Genomic DNA, 26,794 nt, shown 5'->3' with positions numbered 1-26,794 from the left:
CAGGCACGCATAAATATTCAAGCGAGCCATACACAAGAACAATAACCCCAGGAGAAGCTCGTGGACGCCAAAGCCCCGACCGCCTCGCCACCCGCCAAGCCCTTGGCCCGCCTGGCACTGCGCCTGCCGCGCAACGTCGGTGGTCCGCTGATCGGCCTGGCGCTGCTGATCGCCGTGTTCTCCTTTACCTCGGAGTACTTCTTCTCCCTGCGCAACGCCCTCAACATCCTCGACCAGGTAACCGTGCTCGGCATCCTGGCCATCGGCATGACCCTGGTCATCGTCATCGGCGGCATCGACCTCTCGGTCGGCTCGGTCCTGGCCTTCGCCATGATGCTGCTCGGTTGGCTCTATCAGGACATGGGCTGGTCGCTTGGCCTGGCGATTCCTGCTGCCATCCTCGGCGGCCTGGTATGCGGCCTGGTATCAGGATTGTTGATCGCCAAGGCACGGCTGCCCGCCTTCATCGCCACCCTGACCATGATGTCGGTGGCTCGGGGCCTGGCCAACATCCTTACCGACGGCCGCCAGATCGTCGGCTTCCCGGACTGGTTCACCAACCTGGCCACGGTGCGGCACTTCGGCTTCCTCTCGGTCACCGTCGGGCTGTTTCTGCTGATGCTGCTGGTGGCTTGGGTCTTCCTGCGCTTTCGCGCCGGTGGCCGCAACCTCTATGCCATGGGCGGCAGCGCCGAGGTGGCACGGTTGTCGGGCATCAAGGTACGCACCCTCACCATCTGGATCTATGCCCTGAGCGGTGCCCTGGCCGGGCTGGCCGCGGTGGCCATGGCCGCGCGGCTGGATTCGTCCCAGCCCAGCGCCGGCCTGTCCATGGAGCTGGATGCCATCGCCGCGGTGGTGATCGGCGGCGCCAGCCTCAGCGGCGGCGTGGGCAGCGTCGGCGGCACCCTGGTGGGCGTGCTCATCATCGGCGTGCTGCGCAATGGCCTGAATCTGCTAGGGGTCTCGCCCTTCGTGCAGCAGGTGATCATCGGCATCGTCATCGCCCTGGCCGTCACCCTGGACACCTTGCGCCGCCGTAACGGGCAGCGCTGAGTTAGCTCTGCTTCGCGTAGACACCGCAGTACAACAATAACAACGGAGTGCAATCCATGCTGACCCCCAAGAAGCTGTTGCTCGGTACCCTGTTCGCCGCCATGACCTGCGCCGGTGCCCTCAATGCCCAGGCCAAGGAACTCACCGTGGGCCTGGCCGTGGCCAACCTGCAGGCCGACTTCTTCAACCAGATCAAGCAGGCCGTCGAAGCCGAGGGCAAGGCCAAGGGCATCAAGGTGATCACCGTGGACGCCCAGGGCAACTCGGCGACCCAGGTCAACCAGATCCAGGACCTGATCACCCGCCAGGTAGACGCCCTGATCTACATTCCGGCCGGCGCCACCGCCGCCGGCGTCCCGGTCAAGGCGGCCAAGGCCGCCGGCATCCCGGTGGTGGCAGTGGACCGCAATGCCCCCGACGCCCCCGGTGACACCTTCATCGCCAGCGACAGCGTCGCCGCCGCCCGCACCCTGGCCGAATACGTCGGCAAGGTCACCGAAGGCAAGGGCCGCGTAGCCATCCTTCAGGGCCAGATCGGCACCACGCCGGAAAACGATCGCGCCAAGGGCTTTTCCGAAGGCCTGACCAAGTTTCCCGAGTTGAAGGTGGTTGCCCAGCAGCCTGCCGAGTGGGCCCAGGACAAGGGCTTCGCCGTGGCCCAGGACATGCTCCAGCGTGATCCCAACATCAACGTCTTCTTTGGTCGCGCCGACGCCATGGCCCTTGGCGCTGCCCAGGCGGTCAAGGTGGCCAACCTCGATCATCCGGTGACCATCGTCGGCTTCGACGGCGACGTGGCCGGTCTCAAGGCGGTGGCCGCCGGCACCCTGTCCGCCACCATGACCCAGCAGACTCGCAAGATGGGTCGCATGGCCCTGGAATCGGCGGTAGCGCTCAAGGAAGGCAAGCAGCTGCCCAAGGAGCAATTGCAGGAGGCGATCCTGACCACCAAGGATAACGTCGCCCCCTTCATCGAGAACCATCCGTAACGGTGGGACTGGCCAGTGGCGGGCAGCGCCCGCCGCGTCCAGCCCATGCCTTATGTGCCTTGCAATGGAGGCACCGGTTCAGCTCTCCCCCTTCGGAGGCCCCATGTCCGCCGTCATGCCCCTGGAACAGCCCGCCGCCCTCAGCCTGAGAAACATCGGCAAGAAATACGCCGGCATCGAGGTGCTGGCGGGGGTAGACGTCGACATCCAGCCCGGTGAAGTCCTGGCCCTGCTCGGCGAGAACGGCGCCGGCAAGTCCACCCTGTCCTCCATCATCGCCGGCCTGGTGCCGCCGGAAGCAGGTGGTCGCATGACCTGGCTGGGCCGGGACTACGCCCCGGATTCCCCCGGCGCCGCCCTGGCTGCGGGCATCGGCCTGATCCACCAGGAGATCCGCCTGCTGCCGGAGCTGACCATCGCCGAAAACATGTTCGTTGGCCGCCTGCCCATGCGCGGCGGCCGCATCGATCGCACCTTCATGGAAACCGAGGCCCAGCGGCAGCTGGATCGCCTGGGGCTGAAGGTACCCGCTACACGCACCGTGGCCGGCCTCAGCGTGGCCGCCCAGCAGCTGGTGGAAATCGCCAAGGCGCTGACCCTCAAGGCGCGCCTGCTGATCCTCGACGAACCCACCGCAGCGCTCGGCGGCGAAGAGACCGAACTGCTGTTCGCCCAAGTCGAGCGGCTCAAGGCCGAGGGCGTCTCCTTCATCTACATCAGCCATCGCCTGGAAGAAATCGCGCGGATCGCCGACCGGGTGCTGGTGTTGCGCGACGGGCGCCAGATCGCCCTGCACGCCACCGCCCAGGTACCGGTGCGGCAACTGGTGGAAGAGATGGTCGGGCGCAGCGTGGAGCGCATCTTTCCGGCCATGGCAGCGCCCGCCGCCCGCGAGGTGCTCCAGGTGAAGGGTCTGAGCTGCCGCGAAATGCCGCTCAAGGATATCGATTTCAGCGTGCGCGCCGGCGAGGTGTTCGGCGTGGCCGGGGTAGTCGGCGCCGGCCGTACCGAGCTGGTCCGCGCCATAGCCGGCGCCGCCGAACAGGTCACCGGCGAGCTGGCGCTGGAAGGCCAGACCTGCCGCTTCGCCTCGCCCTTCGACGCCATCCGCGCCGGCATCGTACTGGTCCCCGAGGATCGCAAGCAGCAGGGTGTGGTGGTCGACCATGCCATCGAGGAAAACCTCATCTATGGCAATACCGACCTGCTCTCCGGTGGTGGCTGGGTCTCTCCCAGCGGCCTGCGTGCCTTCGCCCGCAAGGCGGTGGCGCGCCTCGGTGTCAAGGGTCAGCCGGAGCAGGCAATCGCCGCCCTCTCCGGTGGCAACCAGCAAAAGGTGATCATCGCCAAGTGGCTGGCGCGCAATCCCAAGGTCTTCATCCTCGACGAGCCCACCCGCGGCATCGACGTCGGCGCCCGGGCCGCCATCTACCAGGTGATCGCCGAACTGGCCGCCACTGGCATGGCGGTGATCGTGGTCAGCTCGGATCTGGACGAGGTACTCGGCCTGTCGCACCGGGTCATGGTGATGAGCCGTGGCCAGCAGATGGGCATTCTCGAACGTGAACAGGCCACACCCGTGGCCGTGATGGAACTGGCTACCGCCTGACTAGGAGTTCTCCAATGCGTCTCTTCGATCTCGGCGGCCAGACCGCCTTCGTCACCGGTGCCGGCAGCGGCATCGGCCAGGCCATCGCCGTCGGGCTCGCCGAGGCCGGCGCAAACGTGGCCTGCTTCGACCTGCCCGGCAGTCGCGACCTTGCCGGCACCGTCGAGCGCATCCAGGCCCATGGCCGCCGCGCCCTGGCCCTGGAAGGCTCGGTGACCAGCGCCACTGACCTGGAAGCCGCCGTGGCCCGCACCGAAGTCGAATTCGGCCCCCTGAGCCTGGCCGTCAACAGCGCCGGCATCGCCAACGCCCAAGCGGCCGAGGAACTGGAGCTGGAGCGCTGGCAGCGCATGCTCGACATCAACCTCACCGGTGTGATGCTCAGCTGCCAGGCCCAGGCGCGGGTCATGTTGCCGCGCGGCAAGGGTGCCATCGTCAACATCGCCTCCATGTCCGGCAGCATCGTCAACCGTGGCCTCTTGCAGGCCCATTACAACACCTCCAAGGCCGGGGTCATCCACCTGACCAAGAGCCTGGCCATGGAATGGGCCGAGCGCGGCATCCGGGTCAACTGCATCAGCCCCGGCTACACCGCCACCCCCATGAATACCCGTCCGGAGGTGGCCGACCAGGTCAAGATCTTCGAGCAGACCACCCCGCTGGGCCGCATGGCCGAGGTGGAAGAAATGGTCGGCCCAGCGATCTTCCTGTGCAGCCCTGCCGCGTCCTTCTGTACCGGCGTCGACCTGATCGTCGATGGCGGTTTCGTCTGCTGGTAACAACCCGCTGGCGATCACGCGCGCCGAATCGCCAGCCGCTCTAGGAGGTTTCACGTGGAACGTCGCTTCGCTAGTCAAACCGTAGTGATAACCGGCGGTTGCCGGGGCATCGGCGAGGGTATCGCCGAACGCTTCGGTCGTGAGGGTGCCAATCTGGTGCTGGTGTCCAATGCCGAGCGGGTGCATGAGACCGCTGCACGGCTGGTGGCCGATACCGGCGCCGAGGTCCTGCCGCTGGTGGTGGACATCACCGACGAGGCGGCGGTGGCCGACCTCTATGCCCAGGCCGAAGCCCGCTTCGGGCGCATCGACGTCTCGGTGCAAAACGCCGGCATCATTACCATCGATGCCTTCGACCGCATGCCGCGCGAGGACTTCGACCGCGTCCTGCAGGTCAACACCACCGGCGTCTGGCTGTGCTGCCGCGAAGCGGCCAAGCGCATGGTCGCCGCTGGCCATGGCGGGCGGCTGATCAACACCAGCTCCGGCCAGGGTCGCCAGGGCTTCATCTACACGCCTCACTATGCGGCGAGCAAGATGGGCGTCATTGGCATCACCCAGAGCCTGGCCCACGAACTGGCGCGCCATGGCATCACGGTCAATGCCTTCTGCCCAGGCATCATCGAAAGCGAGATGTGGGACTACAACGACCGGGTCTGGGGCGAGATCCTCTCCACCCCGGAAAAGCGCTATGGTCAGGGCGAACTGATGACCGAATGGGTCGGCAACATCCCCATGAAGCGCGCCGGTACCCCGGCCGACGTGGCCGGCCTGGTGGCCTTTCTGGCTTCGGCAGACGCGGCCTATATCACCGGCCAGGCCATCAATGTGGATGGTGGCCTGATCATGTCCTGAGCACCGGTTGATAGGAGCTGCGGCCAGTCAAACAGCTCTTAAAGGCCGTTCGGATGCGCCTTACCCTTCACAAACGCTGCCTCCTTGGGTCTTTTCATTCTGTTCGACACTCGCTCGCAAGCTAATGAGCAGGCCTGCGACGTTTCTCCAGCGCCTGGGCTGCAAAAGCCTTGGCGCTGAAGGGCAGGCTGAGCAAAAATAGCCGGAAAATGCGCCTTTCTAACAGGTACGTGCCTGCTTTTCGGTGGTTCGTCGCGACCCGAGGACCTCTCGGTTCGGGCCGGCAGCCGCGAGTGCGGCGTATCCGCTGGTACCGGGAATATGGATGAGTAACCTCGAAGAACAACGCCTGCTGACCAAAATCGCCTCGCTCTACTATGAAGAAGGGCTCAAGCAGTCGCAGATCTCCGCTCAGCTCGACCTGTCGCAATCCTTCGTCAGCCGCGCCTTGAGTCGAGCGCTCAAGGAGGGCATCGTCCGTATCTCGGTACAGCGGCCGCGCAACTTCCATCTCGAACTGGAACGTCAGCTGCAGCAGCGCTACGGTATTCGCCAGGCTATCGTGGTTGAGCCCACTGGCGACGACGAAGAAGCCATCAAGCAGGCCATCGGCTCGGCCGCCGCCCACTACCTGGAAACCAGCGTCACCGAGCGCGACCATATCGGTATCTCCTCCTGGAGCTCCACGATCCGCGCCATGGTGGGCCACATGCACCGTGGCAGCAGTCGCCAGGGCGCGACCGAAGTGGTGCAGCTGCTGGGCGGTGTCGGCAACAAGGGCGCCTTCGAGGCCACCCTGCTGACCCAGCAGCTGGCCAATCTGCTGGGCTGTCCTGCCTATCTACTGCCGTCGCAGAGCATCGAGCACTCACCGGAAAGTCGTCAGCGCATCCTGCAGCTGGACGAGGTTCGCGAGGTCACCGAGCGCTTCGCCCGACTTACCGTGGCCCTGGTCGGCATCGGCGAGCTGGAGCCCTCGCAGCTGCTACGCAACAGCGGCAACTACCATGGCGAAGCCATGCTGGAGGTGCTCGCCGCGCGGGGCGCCGTGGGCGACATCTGCCTGAGGTATTTTGACGCCCAGGGCCGCCCGGTGCTGGACGACAGCGAAGAAACCGTGGTCTCGGTGAGCCTGCCGCAGTTGCTGGAGATCGACCGCGTCGTCGGCCTCGCCGGCGGCCTGCGCAAGGTCAACGCCATCCGCGGCGCCCTGCAGGGCGGCTATCTGGATGTATTGGTGGTCGACTTGCGCACCGCACTGGCGCTGGTACCTTGATCCGCACACGTTACTGCCAGAATCAGGCATTCAGGCGCTAGATCCTGCCAAAGACCCCTTGTAAAAAGGAAATATTTGGCAACATTCAGCGGGGTTGCTCCGTAAGCTGTAGGACGACTGTTCTCTGGATAGCGTCCCATGCCTTCTGCTCAACCAGTTTTCACCAGCACCGCCGCCCTGCCCGGCGCTTCCCGAGCTGCCACCCTGTCGGCGCGCCTCGATCGCCTGCCGGCCACCCGCACGCTCTGGCGGCTGGTCGCGCTCCTGTCCATCGGCGGCTTCTTCGAACTCTACGATCTGTTCCAGACCGCCTACATCAGCCCGGGTCTGCTGCGTGACGGCGTCTTTCACACCGGGGCCGCCGGGGTATTCGGCATCTCCGATCAGGCGGCCTTCGCCGCGGCTACCTTTCTCGGCCTGTTCGTCGGTGCCAGCCTGCTCAGCCCTATCGCCGACCGCTATGGGCGCCGGGCGATCTTTACCTGGGCACTGGTCGGCTACACCCTGGCGACCCTCGCCATGGGTCTGCAGACCACCGCCCTGGGACTGATCGCCTTGCGCTTCGTGGTCGGCATCGGCCTGGGCCTGGAGCTGGTCACCATCGACGCCTATCTGTCGGAGCTGGTACCCAAGGCCATGCGTACCTCGGCCTTCGCGTTCGCCTTCGCCATCCAGTTCCTGTCAGTGCCGGCCGTGGCGCTGCTGTCCTGGTGGCTGGTGCCCCAGGCGCCACTGGGCATCTCCGGCTGGCGCTGGGTGGTGCTGTCCAGCGCCCTCTTCGCCCTGTTCATCTGGTGGCTGCGCCAGCGTCTGCCCGAATCGCCACGCTGGCTGGCGCAACAGGGGCGGCTGGATGAAGCCGAGCACGGCGTGGAGCGCCTGGAAGCCGCCTGCCAGGCCGATAGCGGCCAGCCGCTGCCGCCACCTGCAGAGGTAGTGGAAGAACGAGCGGTAAGCGCCCGCTTCGCCGCCCTCTGGCAGCCACCCTATCGGCGGCGGGTGGTGATGCTGATCGTCTTCAACCTGTTCCAGGCCATTGGCTTCTTCGGCTTCGGCAACTGGCTGCCGACGCTGCTCTCCGGCCAGGGCGTGAGCCTGACCCACAGCCTGGGCTACGCCTTCGTCATCACCCTCGCCTATCCGCTGGGCCCGCTGCTGTTCGTGCGCATCGCCAATCGCTTCGAGAACAAGTGGCAGATCGTCGGTTCCGCCCTGGGCACCGTGGTGTTCGGTGGCCTGTTCGCCCTGCAGCAGGGCGCCCTGGGGCTGATCCTCTGCGGCGTGGGCATCACCTTCTGCAACGCCTGGCTGACCTTCGCCTTCCACTCCTACCAGGCCGAGCTGTTTCCCACCGCCATCCGCGCCCGGGCGGTGGGCTTCTGCTATTCCTTCAGCCGGTTGTCCACAGTGTTCAGCAGCCTGCTGATCGGCGCCCTGCTGGAGCGCCTGGGCACGCCGGGCGTGCTGGCCTTCATCGTCGCCAGCATGCTGATCGTGGTGCTGACCATTGGCCTGTTCGGCCCGCGCACCCGCAACCGGGCACTGGAGGACATCGCCCGCTAGAGCGCATTGGGGCAGGCGTGACCGTCGAGGAAGTCTGCCAGGTTGCCGAGAGTGACCAGGGCGATCTCGCGCAGGGCCTCGGCGGTGAAGAAGCCTTGGTGACCGGTGATCAGTACATTGGGAAAGGTCATCAGGCGCACGAAGAGATCATCGTCGATGTAGTCATGGGAGCGATCCTGGAAGAACAGCTCGCTCTCCTGCTCGTAGACGTCAATGGCCAGCCCGCCCAGCTGCCGGCGCTTGAGTGCCTGGATCACCGCCTCGGTGTCGATCAGGGCGCCCCGCGAGGTATTGATCAGCACCGCCCCGGGCTTCATCCGCGCCAAGGCCACGGCGTCGATCAGGTAGCGGGTACTCTCCAGCAACGGGCAATGCAGGCTGATGACATCCGCCTCGTCCAGCAGGGGCTCCAGCGCTACCGCATCGCCATAGGCAGCGAAGGCGGCCGGCGGCTGCGGATCATGGCCCAGTACCCGGCAGCCCAGGCCATGGAAGATACGCGCCGTGGCCAGGCCGATCTGGCCGAGGCCGACCAGCCCTACGGTCTTGCCATTCAGGGTGCTGCCAAGCAGGCCGTCCAGCGCGAAATTGCCCTCTCGTACCCGGTTGTAGGCACGGTGGGTCTTGCGGTTGAGGGTCATCAGCAGCGCCAGGGCGTGTTCGGCCACGGCTTCGGGCGAATAGGCCGGCACCCGGGCCACGAACAGACCGAGGCGTCGCGCCGCAGCCAGGTCCAGGTTGTTGTAGCCGGCGCAGCGCAGCAGCACGGCCCGTACGCCCAGGCCCTGGAGGGCTTCCAGCACGGCGGCGTCGAGGCAGTCGTTGACGAAGACGCACACCGCCTGGCTGCCTTCGGCCAGGATCGCGGTGGACAGCGACAGGGCAACCGGCTGGTGGACCAGGGTCACGTCCCGCCCTGCCAGGCGCTCCCGGGCGACCGCCTCCAGGGAGTCGCGGTCGTAGGGCTGGGCACTAAAGACGGTCAGGCGCATCGCGGGTACCTCTGTTCAGCCAGGAGTGCCCTCAAGTATGGCCGACGCACGCCTGGCGGTCAGAGACGGAATTGCCGCACCGCGCCATTCAGCTCACCGGCCAGGCGGGCCAGGTCGGTGCTGGCGGTAGCGGTCTGGCTGGCCCCTGCGGCGTTCTGGGTGGACAGGTCGCGAATGCTGGTGAGGTTGCGATCCACCTCGCGGGCTACCTGGGCCTGCTCTTCGGTGGCGGCGGAGATGCTCAGGTTGCGTTCGGTGATCTGCACGATGTGACGGCCGATCTCGGCCAGGGCCTCGCCAGCGGCGGCAGCCACCTCCAGGCAGGCAGCGGCCTGCTGATTGCTGGTGGCCATGGCGTCCACCGCCTTGCCCGCGCCGCCCTGGATGGCGCCGATCATGTCTTCGATCTCGCCGGTGGACTGCTGGGTACGGGCCGCCAGGGCCCGCACCTCGTCGGCCACCACGGCAAAGCCACGGCCTGCCTCGCCCGCGCGGGCGGCTTCGATGGCGGCGTTGAGCGCCAGCAGATTGGTCTGCTCGGCGATGCCGCGGATGACGTCGAGCACCCCGCTGATGCGCTGCACCTGAGCGGCCAGGCCATCGATCTCGCCGCTGCTGGAGGCCACGGCCGTGTGTAGGGCGTGGATGGTGGTCAGGGTCTCCTCGACCCGGCGCTGCCCCAGATCGGCGGAGCTGCGGCTATCCTGCGCAGCGGCGCTGGCGGCAGAGGCATTGCGCGCCACCTCCTCTACGGCGGTGGTCATCTGGTTGACCGCGGTGGCGGCCTGGGCCAGTTCATCGTTCTGCCGCTGAATGCCGCGCAGGCCGGTCTCGGTGACTGCCGACATCTCCTCGGAAGTGGATGCCAGGGTGTTGGACGACAGGGTCAGCCGCTCCAGGGTCCCGCGCAGGTTGTCCTGCATCCGCGCCATGGCGGCGAGCAGCCGTCCGGGTTCGTCGCGCCCGTCCTGCTCCACCGACCGGCTGAGGTCGTTGGCAGCGATCCGCTCAGCCACCGCCAGGGCTTTTTCCAGCGGCCCGGTGAGGCTGCGGGTGAAACGCCAGGCCAGCAGCAGGGTGCCAGCCAGGGCTGCCAGCATCACGGCCACAGTAATGGCGATGGTGGTGCGATAGGTGGCCATGGAGGCGGCAGCCAGGCGCGTGACCTTGCCATCGACCAGACCGGCGAGCTCGTTGACGGTGGCGCTCAGGGCGTTGCCGCTGTGGGCCATCTCGCCGTCCTGGCCACTGAGCTTGAGCAGCTCGGTGTCATTCTGGTCGTCCAGTGCCTTCAGGTAGCGGGCCTGGTTGTTCAGGTAGGTGGCCAGCTGGCTGGTCATGCGGCTATAGACCTCACGTCCCCGGTCGGTGAGCAGCAGGCCTTCGAATTGGCGCACATGCTTTTCCAGGGCGGCCTTGGCCGTCTCGATATTCTGGTGCACGGCCTGGGTCTCGGCCTGGGAGCTGGCCAGCATCAACGCCTGGTTGTGCATGCGCAGACTCAGTAGATCGGCGCGAATCTCGCCGATGGTCTGGACGCTGGGAATCACGTTGCCGACGATCTGCTCCTCGCCCTCCTTGATGACACGATTCTGACCGAGGGAAAACAGGCCGAGGCCGATCACCAGCAAGGCGAAGAAGCCAAAGGCGACCAGGGCGCGCGGGGCGATGTTGAGGGAGCGTAGCTTCACCGGAGACACCTCAAAAGATGATTAGCCCCCTCATGATCGGCCGAACGGCGCCAGGCTTTAGGGTTCGCTGGCGCCTGGCGGACGATTTACCTCCTGCTCCTGTCCCACATCGCTCAACAGTGTCTGCGCCAGGCGTTTCGCGCCGGCCACATCGGCCTTGCCGGTGCCCAGTTTCGGCAGGCTGTCCACTGCCAGCCAGACCGAGGGCAACAGCAGTCCACCCACCCCCTGGGCCAGCAGGGTCTTCTCTACCGTGGCGCCGTCCAGCTCACCGGTGTGCAGCACCACGATGCGCTCACCCTTCCTGGCATCGGGCAGATTGACCGCCAGCAGCTCGATCTCCGGATCGGCCACCGCCTTGGCCAGGGCCTGCTCCACGGCGCCCAGGCTGACCATTTCGCCGCCGATCTTGGCGAAGCGCGAATAGCGATCGACGATGGTGAGAAAGCCATCTTCGTCCAGCCGGCCCTGGTCGCCCGTCACGTACCAGCGCTCGCCGTCGATTTCACGGATGGCCCTGGCGGTGCGTTCGGGATCGTTCAGATAGCCCTGCATCAGCTGCGGCCCGCCGATCAGCACCATGCCGGCCTCGCCAGTGGGCAATTCGGCGAAGGTCTGGGGATCGACGATCTTGAGTCCGGTTCCCGGCAGGGGCATGCCCACGGTGCCGAGCTTGCCGCCGCGCTGCACCTGCAGATAGCTGACGTCCAGGGCGTCGGGCAGGTTGACCGAGGCCACCGGGGCGGTCTCGGTAGCGCCGTACCCCTCGTAGATGTCCTGATTGAACTTGAGCTTGAAGGCCTCGCGTACCGCCGGATCCAGCCGCTCGGCACCGGCCACCACGATGCGCAGGCTCTCCAGCATCAGCGGATGCACCTTGGCGTTGCGCACGAACAGTCGTAGGAAGGTGGAGGTGCCGCAAAGCACCGTGGCGCGGTGGGTCGCCACCGCCTTGGCGATGCCGGCCACATCGGTCGGATCGGCCTGGCAGGCCACCGGCAGCCCTTCGATCAGCGGCAGGAATTGGGTCACGGTGAGACCGAAAGCGTGGAACAGCGGCAGCGACGCCATGAAGACGTCGTCGTCCTGGGTGTTGAGCACGTCCGAGGTCTGCTTGAGGTTGGCCATGATGTTTCTATGGCTGAGCATCACCCCCTTGGGCGTGCCCTCGCTGCCACTGGAAAAAAGGATGGCGGCGGTGGCCTCGGGGTCGTGGGCGCGGCTCACCAGCACCTGCAGCATGGCGGTGGGCAGCAGCCGCACCGCCAGCCAGTTCGCCAGCAACTCGGCCTTGCCGATACCGGCGCGAAGCTCCTCCAGATCCACCACCTCGCGTCCGCTGAGCAACTCATCCACCGGCAGGCCGCGCTTCTTCAGGCGTTCGAGAAACCGCCTGGAGGTGTAGACGGTACGGATACCGGCCTGATCCAGCCCGGAGCGCAGCGCCTCGGGCGTGGCGGTGTAATTGAGGTTGACCAGCGTCTTGCCGGCCAGCAGCACCGCCATGTTGGCCAGCATGCCGCCGCTGCTGGTCGGCAGCAGCAGGCCAAGATTGGCCTCGGGCTGCTTACGCATCCGCCGCGCCAGGCAGGCGGCGCCGGTGAGCGCCTGGGCGGCCTTGAGTGGCGCCCCCAGGTCGTCCACCAGGGCCAGGCCGTTGGGTCGCCGCTTGACACTGGCCACCCAGGCGTCGGCCAGCGACGGCAGGCCCTGCATATAGCGCTCCCAGGAGCGGATCGACAATTCGAAGATGCGGCGCTTGAGCACATCGGCCGGGGTGTCCTTGGACAGCGCCTTGCCGAAGGCCACCACCACCTCGCGGTGCAGCGGACTGTCGCGCAGCTCCTTGAGCTTGCTCGAAGAACGCGAGAACTGGCTGCCCCAGAGGCCGCGCAGGTAGAAGGGCACGATCTGCACCTCCGGGCCGACCCGCTCGCAGGCCTTTTCGTAGCCACGGCGGAATTCGCCGAGCTGGCCGGTACGGCTGATGGCGCCTTCGGGGAACAGGCAGACCACCTCCCCCGCACTCAGCAGGCCAGCCACCTGTTCCAGCGCCGCGCCGGCGCCGCTGCCCTGGGCGATGGGCAGGCACCCCATCGCCTTGAGGAAGGGCTTCAGGTACCAGCGCTCATAGATCGACCTGAGCATCACGAAGCGCACCGGCCGCGGACTGGCGATCTGCACCATGGCCCAGTCGACCCAGCTGATGTGGTTGCCCAACAGCAGCACCCCGCCCTGCGCCGGCAGGTTCTGCAGCCCCTGGACCTGGATGCGGTAGTGACGGGTGACCATCAGGCCGAGCAGGAAGCGCACCAGACTCTGGGGCAGCTTCCACACCGTGTAGGCCCCGCCGATCATGGCCACGGCCGCGATCAGCAGGAGCAGCCAGCGACTGTCCAGGCCGAGCAGGGCAATCACCGCGGTGAGTACCAGAAAGCTCAGCATGGCCACGTTCTGCACCCAGTTGTTGGCGGCCAGCACGGTACCGAGCTGGTCTTCGCGGGCATGGAACTGGATCAGGGCATTGAGCGGAACGATGAACAGGCCGCCCATCAGGCCGATGAAGACGAAATTGAGCGCATGCACCAGGGCCGAACTGGGTGCCGGCAGCCACCACAGGCCAAGGGCGATGCCCAGGGCGCCCACCGGGATCAGCCCGGTCTCGATGCGCCCGCGCGAGGCCCGGCTGGCCAGGGACGAGCCGATGGCGATGCCGATCCCGGCGCAGGCCAGGATGCCCTGCAACAGCAGCACGTTGTCGATGCCCAGGTGATCCTTGGCATAGGCCGGAAAGCTCGCCAGCAGCACCTGGCCCACCGACCAGAACACCGCCAGGCCGATGATCGACAGGCGGATCACCGGATTCTCGCCGATCACCGCCAGATTGCGTCGGGCACTGCGTAGCCGCACATAGGCGTGCCAGTCGAACGGCTGCCGCGCCTTGGGTTCTTCCAGGATCGGCAGACGATAGAGCAGCGCCACCTCGGCCAGGCTGCAGAGCACCAGCAGCCAGCCCAGCGGGGCGATGTCCTGCAGGATGGCGTGGGGCGTGGCGTGGTCTTCGCCCAGGTGCAGCTGGAAGAAAGCGGTGAAGACCACGGTGCCGGCCAGGATGGCGATGATGGAGTTGGCCTGCACCAGGCCGTTGCCCTCGGCCAGCCGCTGCTTGCCGAACAGCGCCTTGATATAGCCGTACTTGGCCGGCGAATAGAAGGTCGCCTGGATGGCCAGCAAGAGCGTCATGGCGAAGGCCAGTTCGAACAGCCCGGCGTAATACGCCAGGGTGATGCCGAGGGTAATGGCCACCGCCGCCCAACCGCCGAGGCGCAATACCCGGACCTTGGCGAAGCGATCGGCCACATGGCCGGAGGGACTGAACAGCAGGATGAAGGGCAACAGCATCATGCCGTTGACCAGGGCGGTCAGCACCACCTGGGTGGAACCGTCATAGACCTTGAACACGGTGTTCTGGATGACGATCTTGTGGCCAAGATCGACGAAGGCGTTGAGAAAGACGGCGATCAGGTAGGGCCAGGCCCCCTTGATCCGGTGCAGCTTGTCCATGCGGAGTCTCTTTCGAGCAGGGGAATCCGTAGCCTGAGTGAGGCGCCCTGGCAGCGCAAGCAGCGCCATTGGTCAACAAATATGCGAATCAGGGCTATACAAGCTCGTGAAAGCGAGTATGGTGTGGGCACTGCTACTGCAATAGTTACTCGATACCTGCTTGATGTTGCTTCATTTTCATCTCCTGGCTCGTCTCACTCTCGCATTACAGTCCCGCTAGCGAATGTCTCGCTAACGTGGTTGTTCCCCCTACACCTGGAGATACTCATGTCCAATCGTGAAAATGGCACCGTCAAGTGGTTCAACGATGAGAAAGGCTACGGCTTCATCACCCCGGAAAGCGGCGCCGACCTGTTCGTGCACTACCGCTCCATCGAAAGCGCCGGCTTCAAGAGCCTGAGCGAAGGCCAGAAGGTCACTTTCGTGGCTGTCAAAGGCCAGAAGGGTATGCAAGCTGACCAGGTTCAAGTCGTCTAACGACTGATCCGGTTGCAGAAAGGCCCCGCTTCGGCGGGGCTTTTTCGTTTCTGGGGTTTAGCATTCAAGCCAGCCTTACCACGCTTCACTCCGACCCCCCAGCTGGCAATCAAACGTCCAGGCGCGGCCAACGCCCCTTCCAGCAGGGCGAACGCAATCGTCGCGTAAGGGGTCGAGCGGCATGGATGCCGCGAGAGTCGCGAGGGCCAGGGAAGGCCCTTCGCGGCGAGCCCCTGGAGCGACGATGGAGAGAGCGGACCCCGGCGCAGCCGGGGCCGGATGGCGGGGCAAGCGTTTTTGCTTACTTTTGTGCGGGGCGCGCAGCCGCGATTGAAAAAAGTGAGTCGCCCGGCGGGGCGAAACAAAAGTATCCCCAAAGCACGATAACGAGCTGAGCAACCGCTTTTACCGAAAGCCGGGCTTCACTCAGCCCTTGTCATACGCCCTTTCCAACGCCTCATTGAGTGTCCTTAGCACCTTGACCCGCGCGAATCGCTTGTCGTTGGCCTCCACCAGCGTCCAGGGCGCGATGGCCGTGCTGGTCTGCACCACCATGTCGTTGACGGCCTGGCTGTAGAGATCCCACTTGTCGCGATTGCGCCAGTCGTCCTCGGTGATCTTGAATCGCTTGAAGGGTGTTTCCTCGCGGGCGCGGAAACGCTCCAGCTGGGTGTCCTGGTCGATGGCCAGCCAGAACTTGGCCAGCACGATGCCAGCGTCGTGGAGCTGTTCCTCGAATTCGTTGATCTCGCCATAGGCGCGCTGCCAATCGGCCATGGGCGTCAATTCTTCTACCCGCTCCACCAGCACCCGGCCGTACCAGGAACGATCGAAGATGGTGAAGTTGCCCTGCCGCGGAATGTGCCGCCAGAAGCGCCAGAGATAGGGCTGGGCCAGTTCCTCGTCGCTGGGCGCGGCGACCGGGACGATGCGGTACTGGCGGGGGTCCAGGGCGCCGGTGACGCGGCGGATGGCACTGCCCTTGCCAGCGGCGTCATTGCCCTCGAAGGCCGCCACCAGGGCGTGGCGGCGATACTTCTTGTCGCGCAGCAGCCGGGCCAGGCGCGCCTGTTCGGCGAGCAGCTGATCGTTGTAGTCGGCCTTGTCCAGGCGCTGGGTCAGGTCCATGGCCTCCAGCACACCGCGACCATCCACCGGCGGCGACACCACGGCGGCGGCCCGGCGCTGCTTGCGCGGCTTGTTGGCCAGGGCGCGCTGCAAGGCCTTGAGCAGCACGGTGCCGACGGTCAGGCTGCGAAAGCGCTCGTCGAAGCCGGGCACCACGTGCCAGGGGGCGTAGTCGTGATGGGTGCGGCGCACCACGCGTTCGCCCTGCTTGACGAAGCGGTCGTAGACCCGGGCCTGGCGCCAGTCCAGCGGACTGAGCTTCCAGCCCAGGCGGGGATCGTTCTTGAGGTGCTTCAGACGTTGCTTGAGCTGGCTCTTGGACAGATGGAACCAGAACTTGAGGATCAGCGCGCCCTCGTCCGCCAGCATCCGCTCGAAGCGCTCCGCCTGGTCGATGGCGGCGTCCAGCTCGAAGCGACTGAGCTCCTTGTTGACCCGCGCGTGCAGCATCTGGCTGTACCAGTTGCCGAAGAAGACACCGGTCCGGCCCTTGCCCGGCAGCCGCTGCCAGTAACGCCAGGCAGGCGGATGCTGGCGCTCCTCGACGGTGGGCTGCAGAAAGGTCTCGACCCGGATCAGGCGCGGATCCATCCACTCGTTGAGCAGCTTGACCGTCTCGCCCTTGCCGGCGCCCTCGATGCCATTGATCAGCACGATTACCGGGAAACGCCCCTGCGCCTTGAGTTCGTACTGGGCGGCCAGCAGTGCCTCGCGCAGCTTGGGCAGCTTGGCATCGTAGGTGGCCTCGTCGAGCAGGTGTTCGTTCTCGGCGGCTTCGAACATCCGGATCTCCTCGCTAGGTGGTCGGGCAACTATAGCCCTTCTGACCGGCTCTGCAGCAGACCGTGCCCGGCGCGGATTTCCATGACGGCAATATGACGATTAAATGAAATTTGGCATCTACGGCTGTTGCAGTGGTCTTCACACCATTACGCTCCCGCGCTAGCGGGTGCTGCAGTCTATCTATTGAGGAGAGTTCGATGGCCTTTCGTTTCGATGCGCGGCAACCGGCTGACGAGGAAGTCCGCCGAGTGGTGACGGATCGTCTGGTCCAGGCTGAAGCGTCGCTGGCGAGCGGGACCCCCAAGGGGGTGCACGAGACGCGCAAGCGCCTCAAGGAATTGCGTGCCCTGCTGCGCCTGCTGCACGGCGCCCTCGGCAAGCGCGCCTTCGCCAGTCGCAACCGGCGCCTGCGCGACCTGGGCCGTGAGCTCTCTTCGCTGCGCGACAGCGCCGCCCTGGTGGAGAGCTGGGACAAGCTGGGCGAGTCCGATCGCAAGCGTTTCGCCTCGCCCGCCATGAAGCGCGTACGCCAGCGCCTGCAGGAGCGCGCCGACCAGCAGATCGCCGCGGCCAGCGGTCATCCCGAACTGCTCGACGAACTGGCGGCCCTGCGCGAGGAGGTAGCCGGCTGGAAGCTCTCCGGAAAGGGCTTCGCCCTCTTCACCCGAGGACTGGAAGACAACTACAAGGCCGGGCGCCAGGCGCTCAAGACCGCTCGCGACAAGCCCACCGACGAGACCCTGCACGACTGGCGCAAGCGAGTGAAGGATCACTGGTACCACACCCAGTTGCTCGCCGCGGCCTGGCCGGCGGAATTCAAGACGCGCCAGAAGAGCCTCAAGCGCCTCTCGGAATACCTGGGCGACGACCACGACATGGCGGTGATGCAGCAGCTGCTGGAAAGCGAGCCGACGCTGTTCGGCGCCAGCAACACCCGCCAGGCCATCGGCGAAAGCCTGGCCCTGCAACGCGAGCGCCTGCGGGTGAAAGCCTTTTCCCTGGGCCTGCGCCTCTACCTCGACAAGCCCACTACCCTCGCCGAGCGCTGGCGCGATCTCTGGCGCCTGGCTAGCCACCCTTATGCACCCCGCAAGGCCAAGGGCAAATCCAAGGCGGCACCGGCTGGATTGCTGCCGCATCTGGTCGAAGAATCCCGTACCTGAGGGCCTGCTCGGGGGATTTGTCGCCCGTGGTGGTGGTCCAAGCCAGGACATACCACCACGACGAGGTCTCGCGCGATGAAATCCAAGCTGCTCGCTTCCCTGTTTGCCTGTTCCGTCCTGGCCAGCACCGCGGCCCTGGCCGACCAGCCCGGTGCTGACTGGATGCCCATGAACGACGTCAAGTCCAAGCTCATGGAGCAGGGCTATACCTCGATCAGCAAGATCGAAGCCGATGACGGTCAGTGGGAAGGCGAAGGCATGAAGAAAGATGGTATGAAGTACGACTTCCATGCCGACGCCAAGACCGGCAAGATCACCAAGGAAAAGATGGACATGTGATCTCTCGGGATCTGGCCAGACGGCCAGGTCCCCTTCGCCCTACCATCTCCTCCCGCACCCTCTTCGTCCGGTTGGCCCGTCCTGAGCCGCCTTTCTTCACCTAGGAACCTCCATGTACAGTACCGCTTTGGTCGAGCTGCTGCGCACCCACGAGCGGGCGCTGCTCGACGCCTGGATCGGCGCCCAGCGCGCCGCCGGCATGCGCGTCGACCTGCTCGACGAAACCACCATCCTGGCCAATTCCGCCGAGTTCCTGCGGCGGATTACGGTAGCCGCGGCTCAGGGTCTCGGGGACTTGCGCGAGCCGCACTGGCAGCCGGTACGGGCGCTGCTGGAGCGCTTCTCCTTCGACCAGAGCCGAGCGGGCCTGACGCCTTCGCAGACGGCGACCTTCGTCTTCTCGCTCAAGGAACCGCTGTTCACCCTGATCCAGAACGAGTGTGACGATCCCCTCGCCGAAATCTGGGCCGCCACCCGGCTGATCGACGACCTCGGCCTGTACAGCATGGAAAGCTACATGACGGGTCGCGAGACGGTGATCCGCGAGCAGCAGGAAAGCATGCTGGAGCTGTCCACCCCCGTGGTGGAGCTGTGGGACGGCATCCTGGCCATTCCGTTGATCGGCGCGCTGGACAGCAACCGCACCCAGGTGGTGATGGAGTCGCTGCTGGAAAAGATCGTCCAGACCGAATCCGACATCGCCATCATCGACATCACCGGTGTGCCCACGGTGGATACCATGGTCGCCCAGCACCTGCTCAAGACCGTGACCGCCGCGCGGCTGATGGGCGCCCAGTGCATCATCAGCGGCATCCGCCCGCAGATCGCCGCCACCATCGTCCACCTGGGCGTGGAACTCGGCGATGTGATCACCAAGGCGTCCCTGGCCGATGCCTTCCGCCTGGCCTTGCGCCAGCAGGGCGTGCGCCTGGCCGCCCCGACCGTGCGCTGAGGAGCCCGCCATGATCGACCGGATTCCCATCCTCAAGCTGGGCCCCTTCCTGTTGCTGAGCATCCAGGTGGACATGCACGACCAGCTGGCGCTGGACCTGCAGGAAGACCTCACCGAGCAGATCGTCCGGCACAAGGCCAAGGGCGTGCTCATCGACATCTCGGCCCTGGAAATCGTCGATTCCTTCATTGGCCGGATGCTGTCCCATATCGCCCAGGTATCGCGCATCCTCGATGCCAAGGTGATCGTGGTCGGCATGCAGCCGGCGGTGGCCATCACCCTGGTGGAACTGGGGCTGTCGCTGGATGGCATCGCCACGGCGCTGAACATGGAAAAGGGCATGCGCCGCTTGGAAGCCATGGTCGCCGACGACGAATCGCTGGAGGAGTCAGAGAGTGGCGAAGATGCAGACGCTTCCACTCCGCCAGGAGACTGACATCGTGCTGATCCGTCAGCAGGTGCGCAAGGTCGCCGAAGCCATCCGTCTGGGGCTGATCTCCCAGACCAAGATCGTCACCGCGGCCAGCGAGATCGCGCGTAATGGTCTGGTCTACGGCCTGGGCGGCGAGTGCCTGATCGAGGAGACGGTGCGGGCCGGCAAGCCGGCGATCCGCCTAGTGATCCGCGACAACGGTCCGGGCATCGCCGACCTCGACCGCGCCATGGTCGATGGCTACACCTCGGGCAAGGGCCTGGGGCTGGGGCTGTCCGGTTCGCGACGGCTGGTGGACGACTTCCATATCGATAGCCAGCCCGGCCAGGGCACGACCGTCGAATTGTGGAAGTGGCGATGAACGAGCAGCCGTGCAGCCTGGTGCTGCCGGTGACCAGCACGGTCCATGTCGATGCCGCGCGGCGCGCCCTGGTGCGGCTGGCGGGCACCGTCACCACTGACGAAACCCTGCTCGGGCGGCTGACCATCGTCGCTCAGGAACTGGGTTATAACCTGATCCGCCATGCGGGTCACGGCGAGCTTTTCGCGACGCTGGGCGCCGAAGGCGTGCTCGATGTCCTGGCGGTTGATCGCGGCCCAGGCATGCACGACGTCGCCCGCTGCCTGACCGATCACTACAGCACCGCGGCCACCCTGGGGGCAGGTCTCGGAGCGATCCGCCGGCAATCCGATGTCTTCGATATCCACTCGCGACCGGGTCAAGGGACCGTGGTGCTGGCGCGCTTTCATCTCGCTGGGGCACCCAGTACCCGGCTGCAGCATGGTGCCCTCTGCACGCCGCACCCCGAGGAGCAGGTCTGTGGCGACACCTGGGCGGTCAGCGGGCGTCGCCTGCTGGTATGCGATGGCCTGGGACACGGCCAGCAGGCCGCCGCGGCCAGTCGCCGGGCGCGGGAGCTGTTCCTGCGCCAGGGCACGCACCTGCCCCTGCAGCGGCTGATGGAAAATCTGCATCAGGCCCTGATGGAAACCCGCGGCGCGGCCCTGGCCCTCGCCGAGCTGGACCCCGATCAGGGTCAGGTGAGCTTCTGTGGCATCGGCAACATCGCCGGGCGCCTGCTTGGCAACACCTCGCGCAGTCTGGTGTCTAACAATGGCACCCTGGGCTACCGGATCGGTCGGATCCAGACCTTCACCTACCCTTGGACGCCAGGCACCCTGCTGGTGTTGAACTCCGACGGACTGACCTCCAAGGTCGGCCTGGGCGAGCACTCCGGGCTCGGGGCGCGCCATCCCGCGCTGATCGCAGCGCTCCTGCATCGTGACTTCCGGCGTCTTTCCGACGATGCCACCGTTTTGGTACTCAAGCATGTTTGACGCCCTGCCCCTGCTGACCCTTCCCTTGCGCAGCGAGCAGGACATCGTGCACTGCCGCCAGGCGGCCAAACGCCTGGCCGCGGCCCTGGAATGGCCGGTACTGGAGCAGATCCGCCTGGCTACCGCGGTCTCGGAGCTGGCGCGCAACATTCATCAGTACGCGGGCAGCGGCCATTTCGACTTCGCCCTGCTGTGCGGCGACGACCAGCGGCTACGTGGGCTACAGGTCCGCGCCCTCGACCAGGGCCCGGGTATCGCCGAGCTGGAGGCCATCCGCGACGGCAGCTATCGCTCCAGCACCGGCATGGGCATCGGCCTGCGCGGCGCCCAGCGGCTGTTCGACGAGTTCGATCTCCAGACCTCCCCTGCCGGCACCCGGATCACCGCCTGTAAGTACCAGGCGCCGCGGCCCTGGCCCGAGCAGGACGTGCTACGCGCCCTGGTCGTCGAATTGCAAGGCAGTACGCCGCCCGATCCCTATCAGCAGATCCGCCTGCAGAGCGAAGAGCTGCTGCTGACCAACACCGAGCTGCAATTGCGCCAGTCGGAGCTGGAGGTCACCAACAAGGAGCTGGAAAACACCAATCAGGGCGTGGTGGCGCTCTATTCGGAACTGGAAAAAGCTACCCAGGAACTCAAGGAGGCCAGCGAGGCGAAGACCCGTTTCTTCTCCAACATGACCCATGAATTCCGTACCCCGATCAACATCATCGAGAACGTCGCCAAGCTGCTCGCCAGTGGTGTGGATGGCGCGCTCAATGCCGAGCAGCAGCGCCAGGTACGCTTCATCAGCGACGCCGCGCTGGAGCTGGCCAATCTGGTCAGCGAGTTGCTGGCGCTGGCCGAGGTGCAGTCCGGCCGCCTGACCATCGTGCCCCAGCCGTTCCAGCTGGGCGCCTTCATCGAGCGCCTCGACCAGTTCGCCATGGCCCTGGCGCCGCGCTATCCTCAAGTCAGCTTCAGCGTCGCCCCGCCGCCGGCGGAGGTGCTGCTGGAAACCGACGAGAGCCGGCTGTTCCAGGTGCTGCGCAATCTGATCTCCAACGCCTTCAAGTACACCCCCCAGGGGCAGGTGCGCATCCAGGTGTTCCAGCCGGACGACGCCACCCTGGAATTCCTGGTGGAAGACAGCGGGATCGGCATCGCCGAGGAAGACCAGCAGAAGATCTTCGAGGAGTTCGAGCGCATCCGCTCGCCGCACCTGACCCATATCGAAGGCACAGGCCTGGGCCTGCCCCTGGCCCAGCGCCTGGCCGTGCTGCTCAAGGGCGAGTTGTCCCTCGACAGCCTGGTCGGACGGGGCAGTCGCTTCACCCTGCGGCTGCCCCGTCGCTACGTCAGTGACGCGGAGGCCGGACAGGAGCTGGATCTCAGCAACCTGACCGTGCTGGTGATCGAAGACAACGAAGGCGATCGCTATCTGGTCCGTCGCACCCTCGAACGCCTCAACCCGGTCCTGCTGGAGGCCGACAGCGCCCGTAGCAGCTTGGATCGCCTCAATGCCGTGCGCCCGGACATCATCATCCTCGACCTCGATCTGCCGGACATCAACGGCGAAGACCTGCTCGCCAGCATGGACTGGAGCATGCATCGCCGGGTGCTGATCAACACCGCCCAGCCACTGGACGAGGCCGGTCGCCTGCGGCTGCAGGACTATTGCCGCGCCATCCTGTTCAAGCACGCCCCCGATCATGCCGAACGGTTGCTCGCCGAAGTCTGCGCCCTGGCGCGGAGCCTGACCGATGACTAGCCCTGTGCGGCGTATCCTCATCATCGATGACACCGAGGCCAATCGCTATGTGCTGCGCAAGATCCTGGAAGGTCAGCCGCACTACCAGGTGCTCGAAGCGGCCAGCGGCACCGCCGGGCTGGCGCTGATCGACGCGTCGGTCGAGCTGGTGATCATCGACGTCAACCTGCCGGACACCACCGGCTTCGAACTGATCCAGGCCATCGAGCACAAGCTGGGCTGGGGTCGCCTGCCCGCCATCATCAACATCTCGGCCACCTTCGTGTCCGGCCTCGACCGGGCGCAGGGCTTCAATACCGGCGCCCAGGCCTATCTGATCCATCCGATCAGTCCGGAAGAGGTGCTGGCCACCGTCGGTGCCCTGCTCAAGGCCAGTTCCCGGGTCGGACACATGGAGCAGCAGCGCAATTCGGCCATCGCCCGCAGCGAGAATCTGCAGGCGGAAAAGGTCATGCTCGAACGCTTCATGAGATCGCTCAACCATGACCTGCGCTCACCGCTCACCGCCGCCACCATGGTGGTCAACCTGATGCAGCGCAGTCCGGCGCGGCGTACCGACGATCTCCTGCAGACGCTGCACGACAATCTGCAGCGGATGAACCAGATGATCACCGACGTGCTGGACATCAGTCACATGAGTCTGGGCGGCGGCGTCCGCCTCAACGGCGATCCCCTGGTGCTGGGGCCACTGCTGGAAGAGGCGGCGGCCAATCTGCGCCTGCAATTCAGCAATGCGCTCGACCTTCGGCTGGAGACGCCCGAGCTGGAGGTGCTCTGGGACAGGTACGCCTTCCTGCGTATCTTCGACAACCTGGTGCTCAACGCCGCCAAGCATGGCCAGAGCGGTACGCCGATCCAGGTGCGCCAGCAGCGGATCGGGGAGCGGGTGGTACTGGAATTGCGCAACCTCGGCCAGTTCCCCGACGAGGTCCTGGCCAATCTGGCCACGCCCTATTTCATCTCCACCCGCAGCGACAAACGCGGCTGGGGTCTGGGCCTGCCCATCGTCAAGGCGCTCAGCGAAAGCTTTGGTGGCGAGGCGCGCTTCGCCAACGGCGCGGGCGAGGTGATCATCACCCTGCACCTGCCGTTGCGGCTGGCCTAGCGGTTTTCGGGACGCGGTACCGCTAGTTGTAGGTTGGGCTGAGCGCAGCGAAGCCCAACACCACCACGGCACCCTGCCTTGTTGGGCTTCGACAATGAAGCTGTCTCAGCCCAACCTACCCTTGCCCTCAGAACTCGATCTGCACATCCCCCTTCGGAATGCTGCAGCAGGACAGGATGTAGCCTTCGGCTTCATCTTCCTCGGTGATGCCACCATTGTGGTCCATGACCACCTCGCCGCTCTTCTTGAGCACCTTGCAGGTCCCGCAGATGCCCATGCCGCAGGCCTTGGGAATGTGCAGGCCAAGCTTGGCGGCGGCGCCGTGGATGGTCTCGCCGGGGCCGATGTTGATGCTCTTGTCGCTCTCGGTGAACGAGATCAGGCACTGGGCTTCCAGGGGAATCGGCGGCAGGTCGGCGGCGGCTTCGGCCTGTTCGGCGGCCTCGACCTTGGCTTCCGGCGGCGTCGCGCCGAAGGATTCCTCGTGGTAGCGGGTCATGTCGAAGTCCAGCTCGCGGAGCATGGCCTTGACGGCGTTCATGTAGGGCGTGGGGCCGCAGCAGAAGATCTCGCGCTCGCGGAAGTCCGGTGCCATCAGCTCCAGCATGCGGCGATCGAAGTAGCCACGGAAGCCGGCCCAGGATTCGCCATGCTCGGTGCGCTCGCACACCAGGTTCAGGGCGAAGTTGTCGATCCGGGCAGCCATGTGCTCCAGCTCGCCCTGATAGATGATGTCGCGCGGGGTACGGGCGCTGTGCACGAAGACCATATCGACGCTGGCGTTGGTGTCGTAGAACCAGCGCGCCATGGACATCACCGGGGTGATACCCACGCCGCCGGAGAGGTAGAGCACCTTGTCGGCCGGGTAGTCGATGGCGTTGAACAGGCCGACCGGGCCATGCACGGCCAGGTTCTCACCGACCTTGAGGTTGTCGTGCAGCCAGTTGGACACCAGGCCGCCCGGCACGCGCTTGACGGTAATGGAGAAGCTGTAGGGCACCGAAGGCGAACTGGAGATGGTGTAGGAACGCATCACCTGCTTGCCATCGATCTCCAGTTCCAGGGTCACGAACTGGCCCGGCTTGAAGAAGTACATCAGCGGAATTTCGGCCGTGAAGCAGAAGGTGCGCACGTCCCAGGTTTCCTGGATTACCTTGACGCAGCGCACGGGATGGCGGCCATTGGTCCAGGTCTGGGTGGTAACAGGGTTGATGAAAGTGTTCATGGCGCACCTCGACTGCCACTGGGGCTATTGGCGGCGATTCTGTGAGGGCCCCACGACCGCCACTTTCCCAATCGCGACATCCACATGCCGATGGCGACCGGCCCAGCAACGGCAAGGGCTGGGGCGTCGTGAACAGCGTCGGCCATGTCGCCCATGAGCAAGGCCCTCTCCCGGCTCCGGCCCCACACTCCGCCCCAAGCCGAACCTGAACAGCGCGCGACGGGCGAAGTCTGGGATCATTCGGCGCTCCCGCCCCGTCGGCCGTAAAAGCCTTGCAGTACCGTGACCAACCACTTTCGCCACCCATCGCGGTGGCCACGAGGATGTACGATGGACGTCAGCACCTTGAGTTTGGGCGACCCTCTCGATCCGGCCCGCAAGGCCACGGCCGAGATGCTGCGCACCCGCGAGCGCACCTATTCCCTGCCCCAGCCCTTCTACAACGACGAGCGCCTGTTCCAGATCGACATGCAGGAGATCTTCGGCAAGGAGTGGCTGATCGCCGGCATGACCTGCGAGATCCCCACCAAGGGCAACTTCATCACCCTGCAGCTGGGCGACAACCCCATCCTGGTGATCCGTGGCGCCGAGGGCAAGATCCACGCCTTCCACAACGTCTGCCGTCACCGCGGCTCGCGCCTCTGCGTGAGCGACAAGGGCAAGGTCGCCAAGCTGGTCTGCCCCTACCACCAGTGGACCTACGAGCTGGACGGCCGCCTGCTGTTCGCCGGCACCGAGATGGGCGCCGACTTCAACATGGCCGACTTCAACCTCAAGCCGATCCACGTCAAGACCGCTGGCGGCTACATCTTCATCTCCCTGGCCGATGAACCGCCGGCCATCGACGACTTCCTGCGTACGCTCGAGCACTACATGGAGCCGTACGACATGGAGAACGCCAAGGTCGCGGTACGCACCGACCTGGTCGAGCAGGCCAACTGGAAGCTGGTGCTGGAAAACAACCGCGAGTGCTATCACTGCAGCGGTTCCCACCCCGAATTGCTGAACACCCTGCTGGAATGGGACGACGTCACCGATCCGCGTGCCTCCCAGGCGTTCAAGGACCAGGTCGCCGCCTGCACCAGTCGCTGGGACGCCGACAACATCCCCTATGCCCACGCCAGCTTCGGCCTGCGCAACCGCATCGTGCGCATGCCGCTGCTCGCCGGTACCGTGTCCATGACCCTGGACGGCAAGCCCGGCTGCAAGAAACTCATGGGTCGCATCAAGGACCCGGACCTGGGTTCCATGCGCATCCTGCACCTGCCGCACTCCTGGAACCACTGCATGGGCGATCACATGATTGTCTTCACCGTCTGGCCGCTGGGTCCGACCGAGACCGTGGTGACCACCAAGTGGCTGGTACACAAGGATGCCGTGGAAGGCGTCGACTACGATCCGGTCAACCTGCGCAAGGTCTGGGATGCCACCAACGACCAGGATCGTCGCCTGGCCGAGGAAAACCAGCGCGGTATCAACTCCAAGGCCTACCAGCCGGGTCCCTACTCAAAGACTTACGAATTCGGCGTGATCAACTTCATCGACTGGTACAGCGAGCGCCTGCTCAACAACCTCGGCGAAGAGGCGCCAGCCGGCCATCTGCGCCAGGTCAGCGGCGACTGAAGACGGTAGGTTTTTCATCACCCATGGAGCCGCAAGGGCTCCATGGGCATTTCAATAATCTGTCTTTATGGCAATGCGGTTTTTTGACGCACCCTTTTTCCACG

General features: G+C 65.5%; 21 protein-coding genes and 2 pseudogenes. 17 read left to right on the top strand and 6 right to left on the bottom strand.

The window, feature by feature from the left end; translation table 11 throughout:
* Positions 1-60 precede the first annotated feature (60 nt).
* The 7 genes from APT59_RS00470 to APT59_RS00440 all read left to right on the top strand — a co-directional run bounded on the left by APT59_RS00470 (position 61) and on the right by APT59_RS00440 (position 8,127).
* On the top strand, positions 61-1,056 hold the full coding sequence (locus tag APT59_RS00470) for an ABC transporter permease (protein WP_059313061.1): 996 nt from the start codon (positions 61-63) through the stop codon (positions 1,054-1,056).
* A 56-nt stretch (positions 1,057-1,112) separates the two neighbouring features.
* The gene (locus tag APT59_RS00465) at positions 1,113-2,045 is read left to right on the top strand and encodes a sugar ABC transporter substrate-binding protein (protein ID WP_059313060.1); all 933 of its coding nucleotides are present in this window, start codon (positions 1,113-1,115) and stop codon (positions 2,043-2,045) included.
* A gap of 103 nt (positions 2,046-2,148) precedes the next feature.
* Complete coding sequence (locus APT59_RS00460; protein WP_059313059.1) at positions 2,149-3,654, top strand: sugar ABC transporter ATP-binding protein; 1,506 nt, start codon at positions 2,149-2,151, stop codon at positions 3,652-3,654.
* A gap of 14 nt (positions 3,655-3,668) precedes the next feature.
* Positions 3,669-4,433 (top strand): SDR family oxidoreductase, encoded by a 765-nt coding sequence (locus tag APT59_RS00455; protein WP_059313058.1) that lies wholly within the window; start codon positions 3,669-3,671, stop codon positions 4,431-4,433.
* A gap of 54 nt (positions 4,434-4,487) precedes the next feature.
* On the top strand, positions 4,488-5,288 hold the full coding sequence (locus APT59_RS00450; RefSeq protein ID WP_059313057.1) for an SDR family oxidoreductase: 801 nt from the start codon (positions 4,488-4,490) through the stop codon (positions 5,286-5,288).
* Positions 5,289-5,613: 325 nt separating this feature from the next.
* Positions 5,614-6,564, top strand: a complete 951-nt coding sequence (locus APT59_RS00445; protein WP_059313056.1) for a sugar-binding transcriptional regulator — start codon at positions 5,614-5,616, stop codon at positions 6,562-6,564.
* A 138-nt stretch (positions 6,565-6,702) separates the two neighbouring features.
* Complete coding sequence (locus tag APT59_RS00440; RefSeq protein ID WP_059313055.1) at positions 6,703-8,127, top strand: MFS transporter; 1,425 nt, start codon at positions 6,703-6,705, stop codon at positions 8,125-8,127.
* On the opposite strand, the gene APT59_RS00435 is transcribed toward APT59_RS00440, so the two are convergent.
* From APT59_RS00435 to APT59_RS00425, 4 genes and pseudogenes are all read right to left on the bottom strand, one after another.
* Positions 8,124-9,119 carry a 2-hydroxyacid dehydrogenase gene (locus APT59_RS00435; RefSeq protein WP_059313054.1) on the bottom strand — a complete coding sequence of 332 codons (996 nt, stop codon included), beginning with the start codon at positions 9,117-9,119 and terminating at the stop codon, positions 8,124-8,126. The two genes, APT59_RS00440 and APT59_RS00435, sit on opposite strands and share 4 nt — an antisense overlap.
* 59 nt (positions 9,120-9,178) lie before the next feature.
* Positions 9,179-9,775, bottom strand: a pseudogene (locus APT59_RS22840) (methyl-accepting chemotaxis protein); the annotation flags it as partial.
* Positions 9,776-10,084: 309 nt separating this feature from the next.
* A pseudogene (locus APT59_RS22835) lies at positions 10,085-10,744 on the bottom strand (MCP four helix bundle domain-containing protein); the annotation flags it as partial.
* A gap of 123 nt (positions 10,745-10,867) precedes the next feature.
* Positions 10,868-14,374: an acyl-[ACP]--phospholipid O-acyltransferase gene (locus APT59_RS00425; RefSeq protein ID WP_059313052.1), complete on the bottom strand. Its 3,507-nt coding sequence runs from the start codon at positions 14,372-14,374 to the stop codon at positions 10,868-10,870.
* A 267-nt stretch (positions 14,375-14,641) separates the two neighbouring features.
* Between APT59_RS00425 and APT59_RS00420 the strand changes: the two genes are divergently transcribed.
* Entirely contained in the window at positions 14,642-14,851 is a 210-nt protein-coding gene (locus APT59_RS00420; RefSeq protein ID WP_007160189.1) for a cold-shock protein, read from the top strand.
* Positions 14,852-15,277: 426 nt separating this feature from the next.
* On the opposite strand, the gene pap is transcribed toward APT59_RS00420, so the two are convergent.
* The gene (gene pap, locus APT59_RS00415) at positions 15,278-16,762 is read right to left on the bottom strand and encodes a polyphosphate:AMP phosphotransferase (RefSeq protein WP_059313051.1); all 1,485 of its coding nucleotides are present in this window, start codon (positions 16,760-16,762) and stop codon (positions 15,278-15,280) included.
* A gap of 197 nt (positions 16,763-16,959) precedes the next feature.
* On the opposite strand from pap, the gene APT59_RS00410 reads away from it, so the two are divergent.
* From APT59_RS00410 to APT59_RS00375, 8 genes are all read left to right on the top strand, one after another.
* Positions 16,960-17,925, top strand: coding sequence for a CHAD domain-containing protein (locus APT59_RS00410; protein WP_059313050.1), 966 nt, complete (start codon positions 16,960-16,962; stop codon positions 17,923-17,925).
* Positions 17,926-18,000: 75 nt separating this feature from the next.
* The gene (locus APT59_RS00405; RefSeq protein WP_059313049.1) at positions 18,001-18,264 is read left to right on the top strand and encodes a PepSY domain-containing protein; all 264 of its coding nucleotides are present in this window, start codon (positions 18,001-18,003) and stop codon (positions 18,262-18,264) included.
* A gap of 112 nt (positions 18,265-18,376) precedes the next feature.
* Positions 18,377-19,216, top strand: coding sequence for an STAS domain-containing protein (locus tag APT59_RS00400; RefSeq protein WP_059313048.1), 840 nt, complete (start codon positions 18,377-18,379; stop codon positions 19,214-19,216).
* A gap of 13 nt (positions 19,217-19,229) precedes the next feature.
* A complete protein-coding gene (locus APT59_RS00395) occupies positions 19,230-19,652 on the top strand; it encodes an STAS domain-containing protein (RefSeq protein WP_059316792.1) in 423 nt (140 codons plus the stop codon).
* Between the two features lie 4 nt (positions 19,653-19,656).
* Complete coding sequence (locus APT59_RS00390; protein WP_059313047.1) at positions 19,657-20,010, top strand: ATP-binding protein; 354 nt, start codon at positions 19,657-19,659, stop codon at positions 20,008-20,010.
* Complete coding sequence (locus tag APT59_RS00385) at positions 20,007-20,987, top strand: SpoIIE family protein phosphatase (RefSeq protein ID WP_059313046.1); 981 nt, start codon at positions 20,007-20,009, stop codon at positions 20,985-20,987. The genes APT59_RS00390 and APT59_RS00385 overlap by 4 nt, the downstream gene beginning before the upstream one ends.
* Positions 20,980-22,737: an ATP-binding protein gene (locus tag APT59_RS00380; protein WP_059313045.1), complete on the top strand. Its 1,758-nt coding sequence runs from the start codon at positions 20,980-20,982 to the stop codon at positions 22,735-22,737. The genes APT59_RS00385 and APT59_RS00380 overlap by 8 nt, the downstream gene beginning before the upstream one ends.
* Positions 22,730-23,842, top strand: coding sequence for a response regulator (locus APT59_RS00375; RefSeq protein WP_059313044.1), 1,113 nt, complete (start codon positions 22,730-22,732; stop codon positions 23,840-23,842). Before APT59_RS00380 ends, APT59_RS00375 begins: the two co-directional genes overlap by 8 nt.
* Before the next feature lie 127 nt (positions 23,843-23,969).
* Here APT59_RS00375 and APT59_RS00370 read toward each other — a convergent pair whose 3' ends face one another.
* The gene (locus APT59_RS00370; protein WP_059313043.1) at positions 23,970-25,067 is read right to left on the bottom strand and encodes a hybrid-cluster NAD(P)-dependent oxidoreductase; all 1,098 of its coding nucleotides are present in this window, start codon (positions 25,065-25,067) and stop codon (positions 23,970-23,972) included.
* 330 nt (positions 25,068-25,397) lie between these two features.
* Between APT59_RS00370 and gbcA the strand changes: the two genes are divergently transcribed.
* A complete protein-coding gene (gene gbcA, locus APT59_RS00365; RefSeq protein WP_059313042.1) occupies positions 25,398-26,690 on the top strand; it encodes a glycine-betaine demethylase subunit GbcA in 1,293 nt (430 codons plus the stop codon).
* Positions 26,691-26,794 lie beyond the last annotated feature (104 nt).

The organism is Pseudomonas oryzihabitans, assembly GCF_001518815.1.
Taxonomy (GTDB): Bacteria; Pseudomonadota; Gammaproteobacteria; order Pseudomonadales; family Pseudomonadaceae; genus Chryseomonas; species Chryseomonas oryzihabitans_E.
This window is presented reverse-complemented; position numbering and strand designations above follow the sequence as displayed.

Bases quoted from the DNA above. Each gene is read 5' to 3' on its own strand.
- APT59_RS00380 (WP_059313045.1), top strand. From the start codon at position 20,980: ATGTTTGACGCCCTGCCCCTGCTGACCCTTCCCTTGCGCAGCGAGCAG.
- APT59_RS00420 (WP_007160189.1), top strand. From the start codon at position 14,642: ATGTCCAATCGTGAAAATGGCACCGTCAAGTGGTTCAACGATGAGAAA.
- APT59_RS00455 (WP_059313058.1), top strand. From the start codon at position 3,669: ATGCGTCTCTTCGATCTCGGCGGCCAGACCGCCTTCGTCACCGGTGCC.
- APT59_RS00440 (WP_059313055.1), top strand. From the start codon at position 6,703: ATGCCTTCTGCTCAACCAGTTTTCACCAGCACCGCCGCCCTGCCCGGC.
- APT59_RS00445 (WP_059313056.1), top strand. From the start codon at position 5,614: ATGAGTAACCTCGAAGAACAACGCCTGCTGACCAAAATCGCCTCGCTC.
- APT59_RS00465 (WP_059313060.1), top strand. From the start codon at position 1,113: ATGCTGACCCCCAAGAAGCTGTTGCTCGGTACCCTGTTCGCCGCCATG.
- APT59_RS00410 (WP_059313050.1), top strand. From the start codon at position 16,960: ATGGCCTTTCGTTTCGATGCGCGGCAACCGGCTGACGAGGAAGTCCGC.
- pap (WP_059313051.1), bottom strand. From the start codon at position 16,762: ATGTTCGAAGCCGCCGAGAACGAACACCTGCTCGACGAGGCCACCTAC.
- APT59_RS00385 (WP_059313046.1), top strand. From the start codon at position 20,007: ATGAACGAGCAGCCGTGCAGCCTGGTGCTGCCGGTGACCAGCACGGTC.
- APT59_RS00435 (WP_059313054.1), bottom strand. From the start codon at position 9,119: ATGCGCCTGACCGTCTTTAGTGCCCAGCCCTACGACCGCGACTCCCTG.
- APT59_RS00375 (WP_059313044.1), top strand. From the start codon at position 22,730: ATGACTAGCCCTGTGCGGCGTATCCTCATCATCGATGACACCGAGGCC.
- APT59_RS00370 (WP_059313043.1), bottom strand. From the start codon at position 25,067: ATGAACACTTTCATCAACCCTGTTACCACCCAGACCTGGACCAATGGC.
- APT59_RS00400 (WP_059313048.1), top strand. From the start codon at position 18,377: ATGTACAGTACCGCTTTGGTCGAGCTGCTGCGCACCCACGAGCGGGCG.
- APT59_RS00460 (WP_059313059.1), top strand. From the start codon at position 2,149: ATGTCCGCCGTCATGCCCCTGGAACAGCCCGCCGCCCTCAGCCTGAGA.
- APT59_RS00405 (WP_059313049.1), top strand. From the start codon at position 18,001: ATGAAATCCAAGCTGCTCGCTTCCCTGTTTGCCTGTTCCGTCCTGGCC.
- gbcA (WP_059313042.1), top strand. From the start codon at position 25,398: ATGGACGTCAGCACCTTGAGTTTGGGCGACCCTCTCGATCCGGCCCGC.
- APT59_RS00425 (WP_059313052.1), bottom strand. From the start codon at position 14,374: ATGGACAAGCTGCACCGGATCAAGGGGGCCTGGCCCTACCTGATCGCC.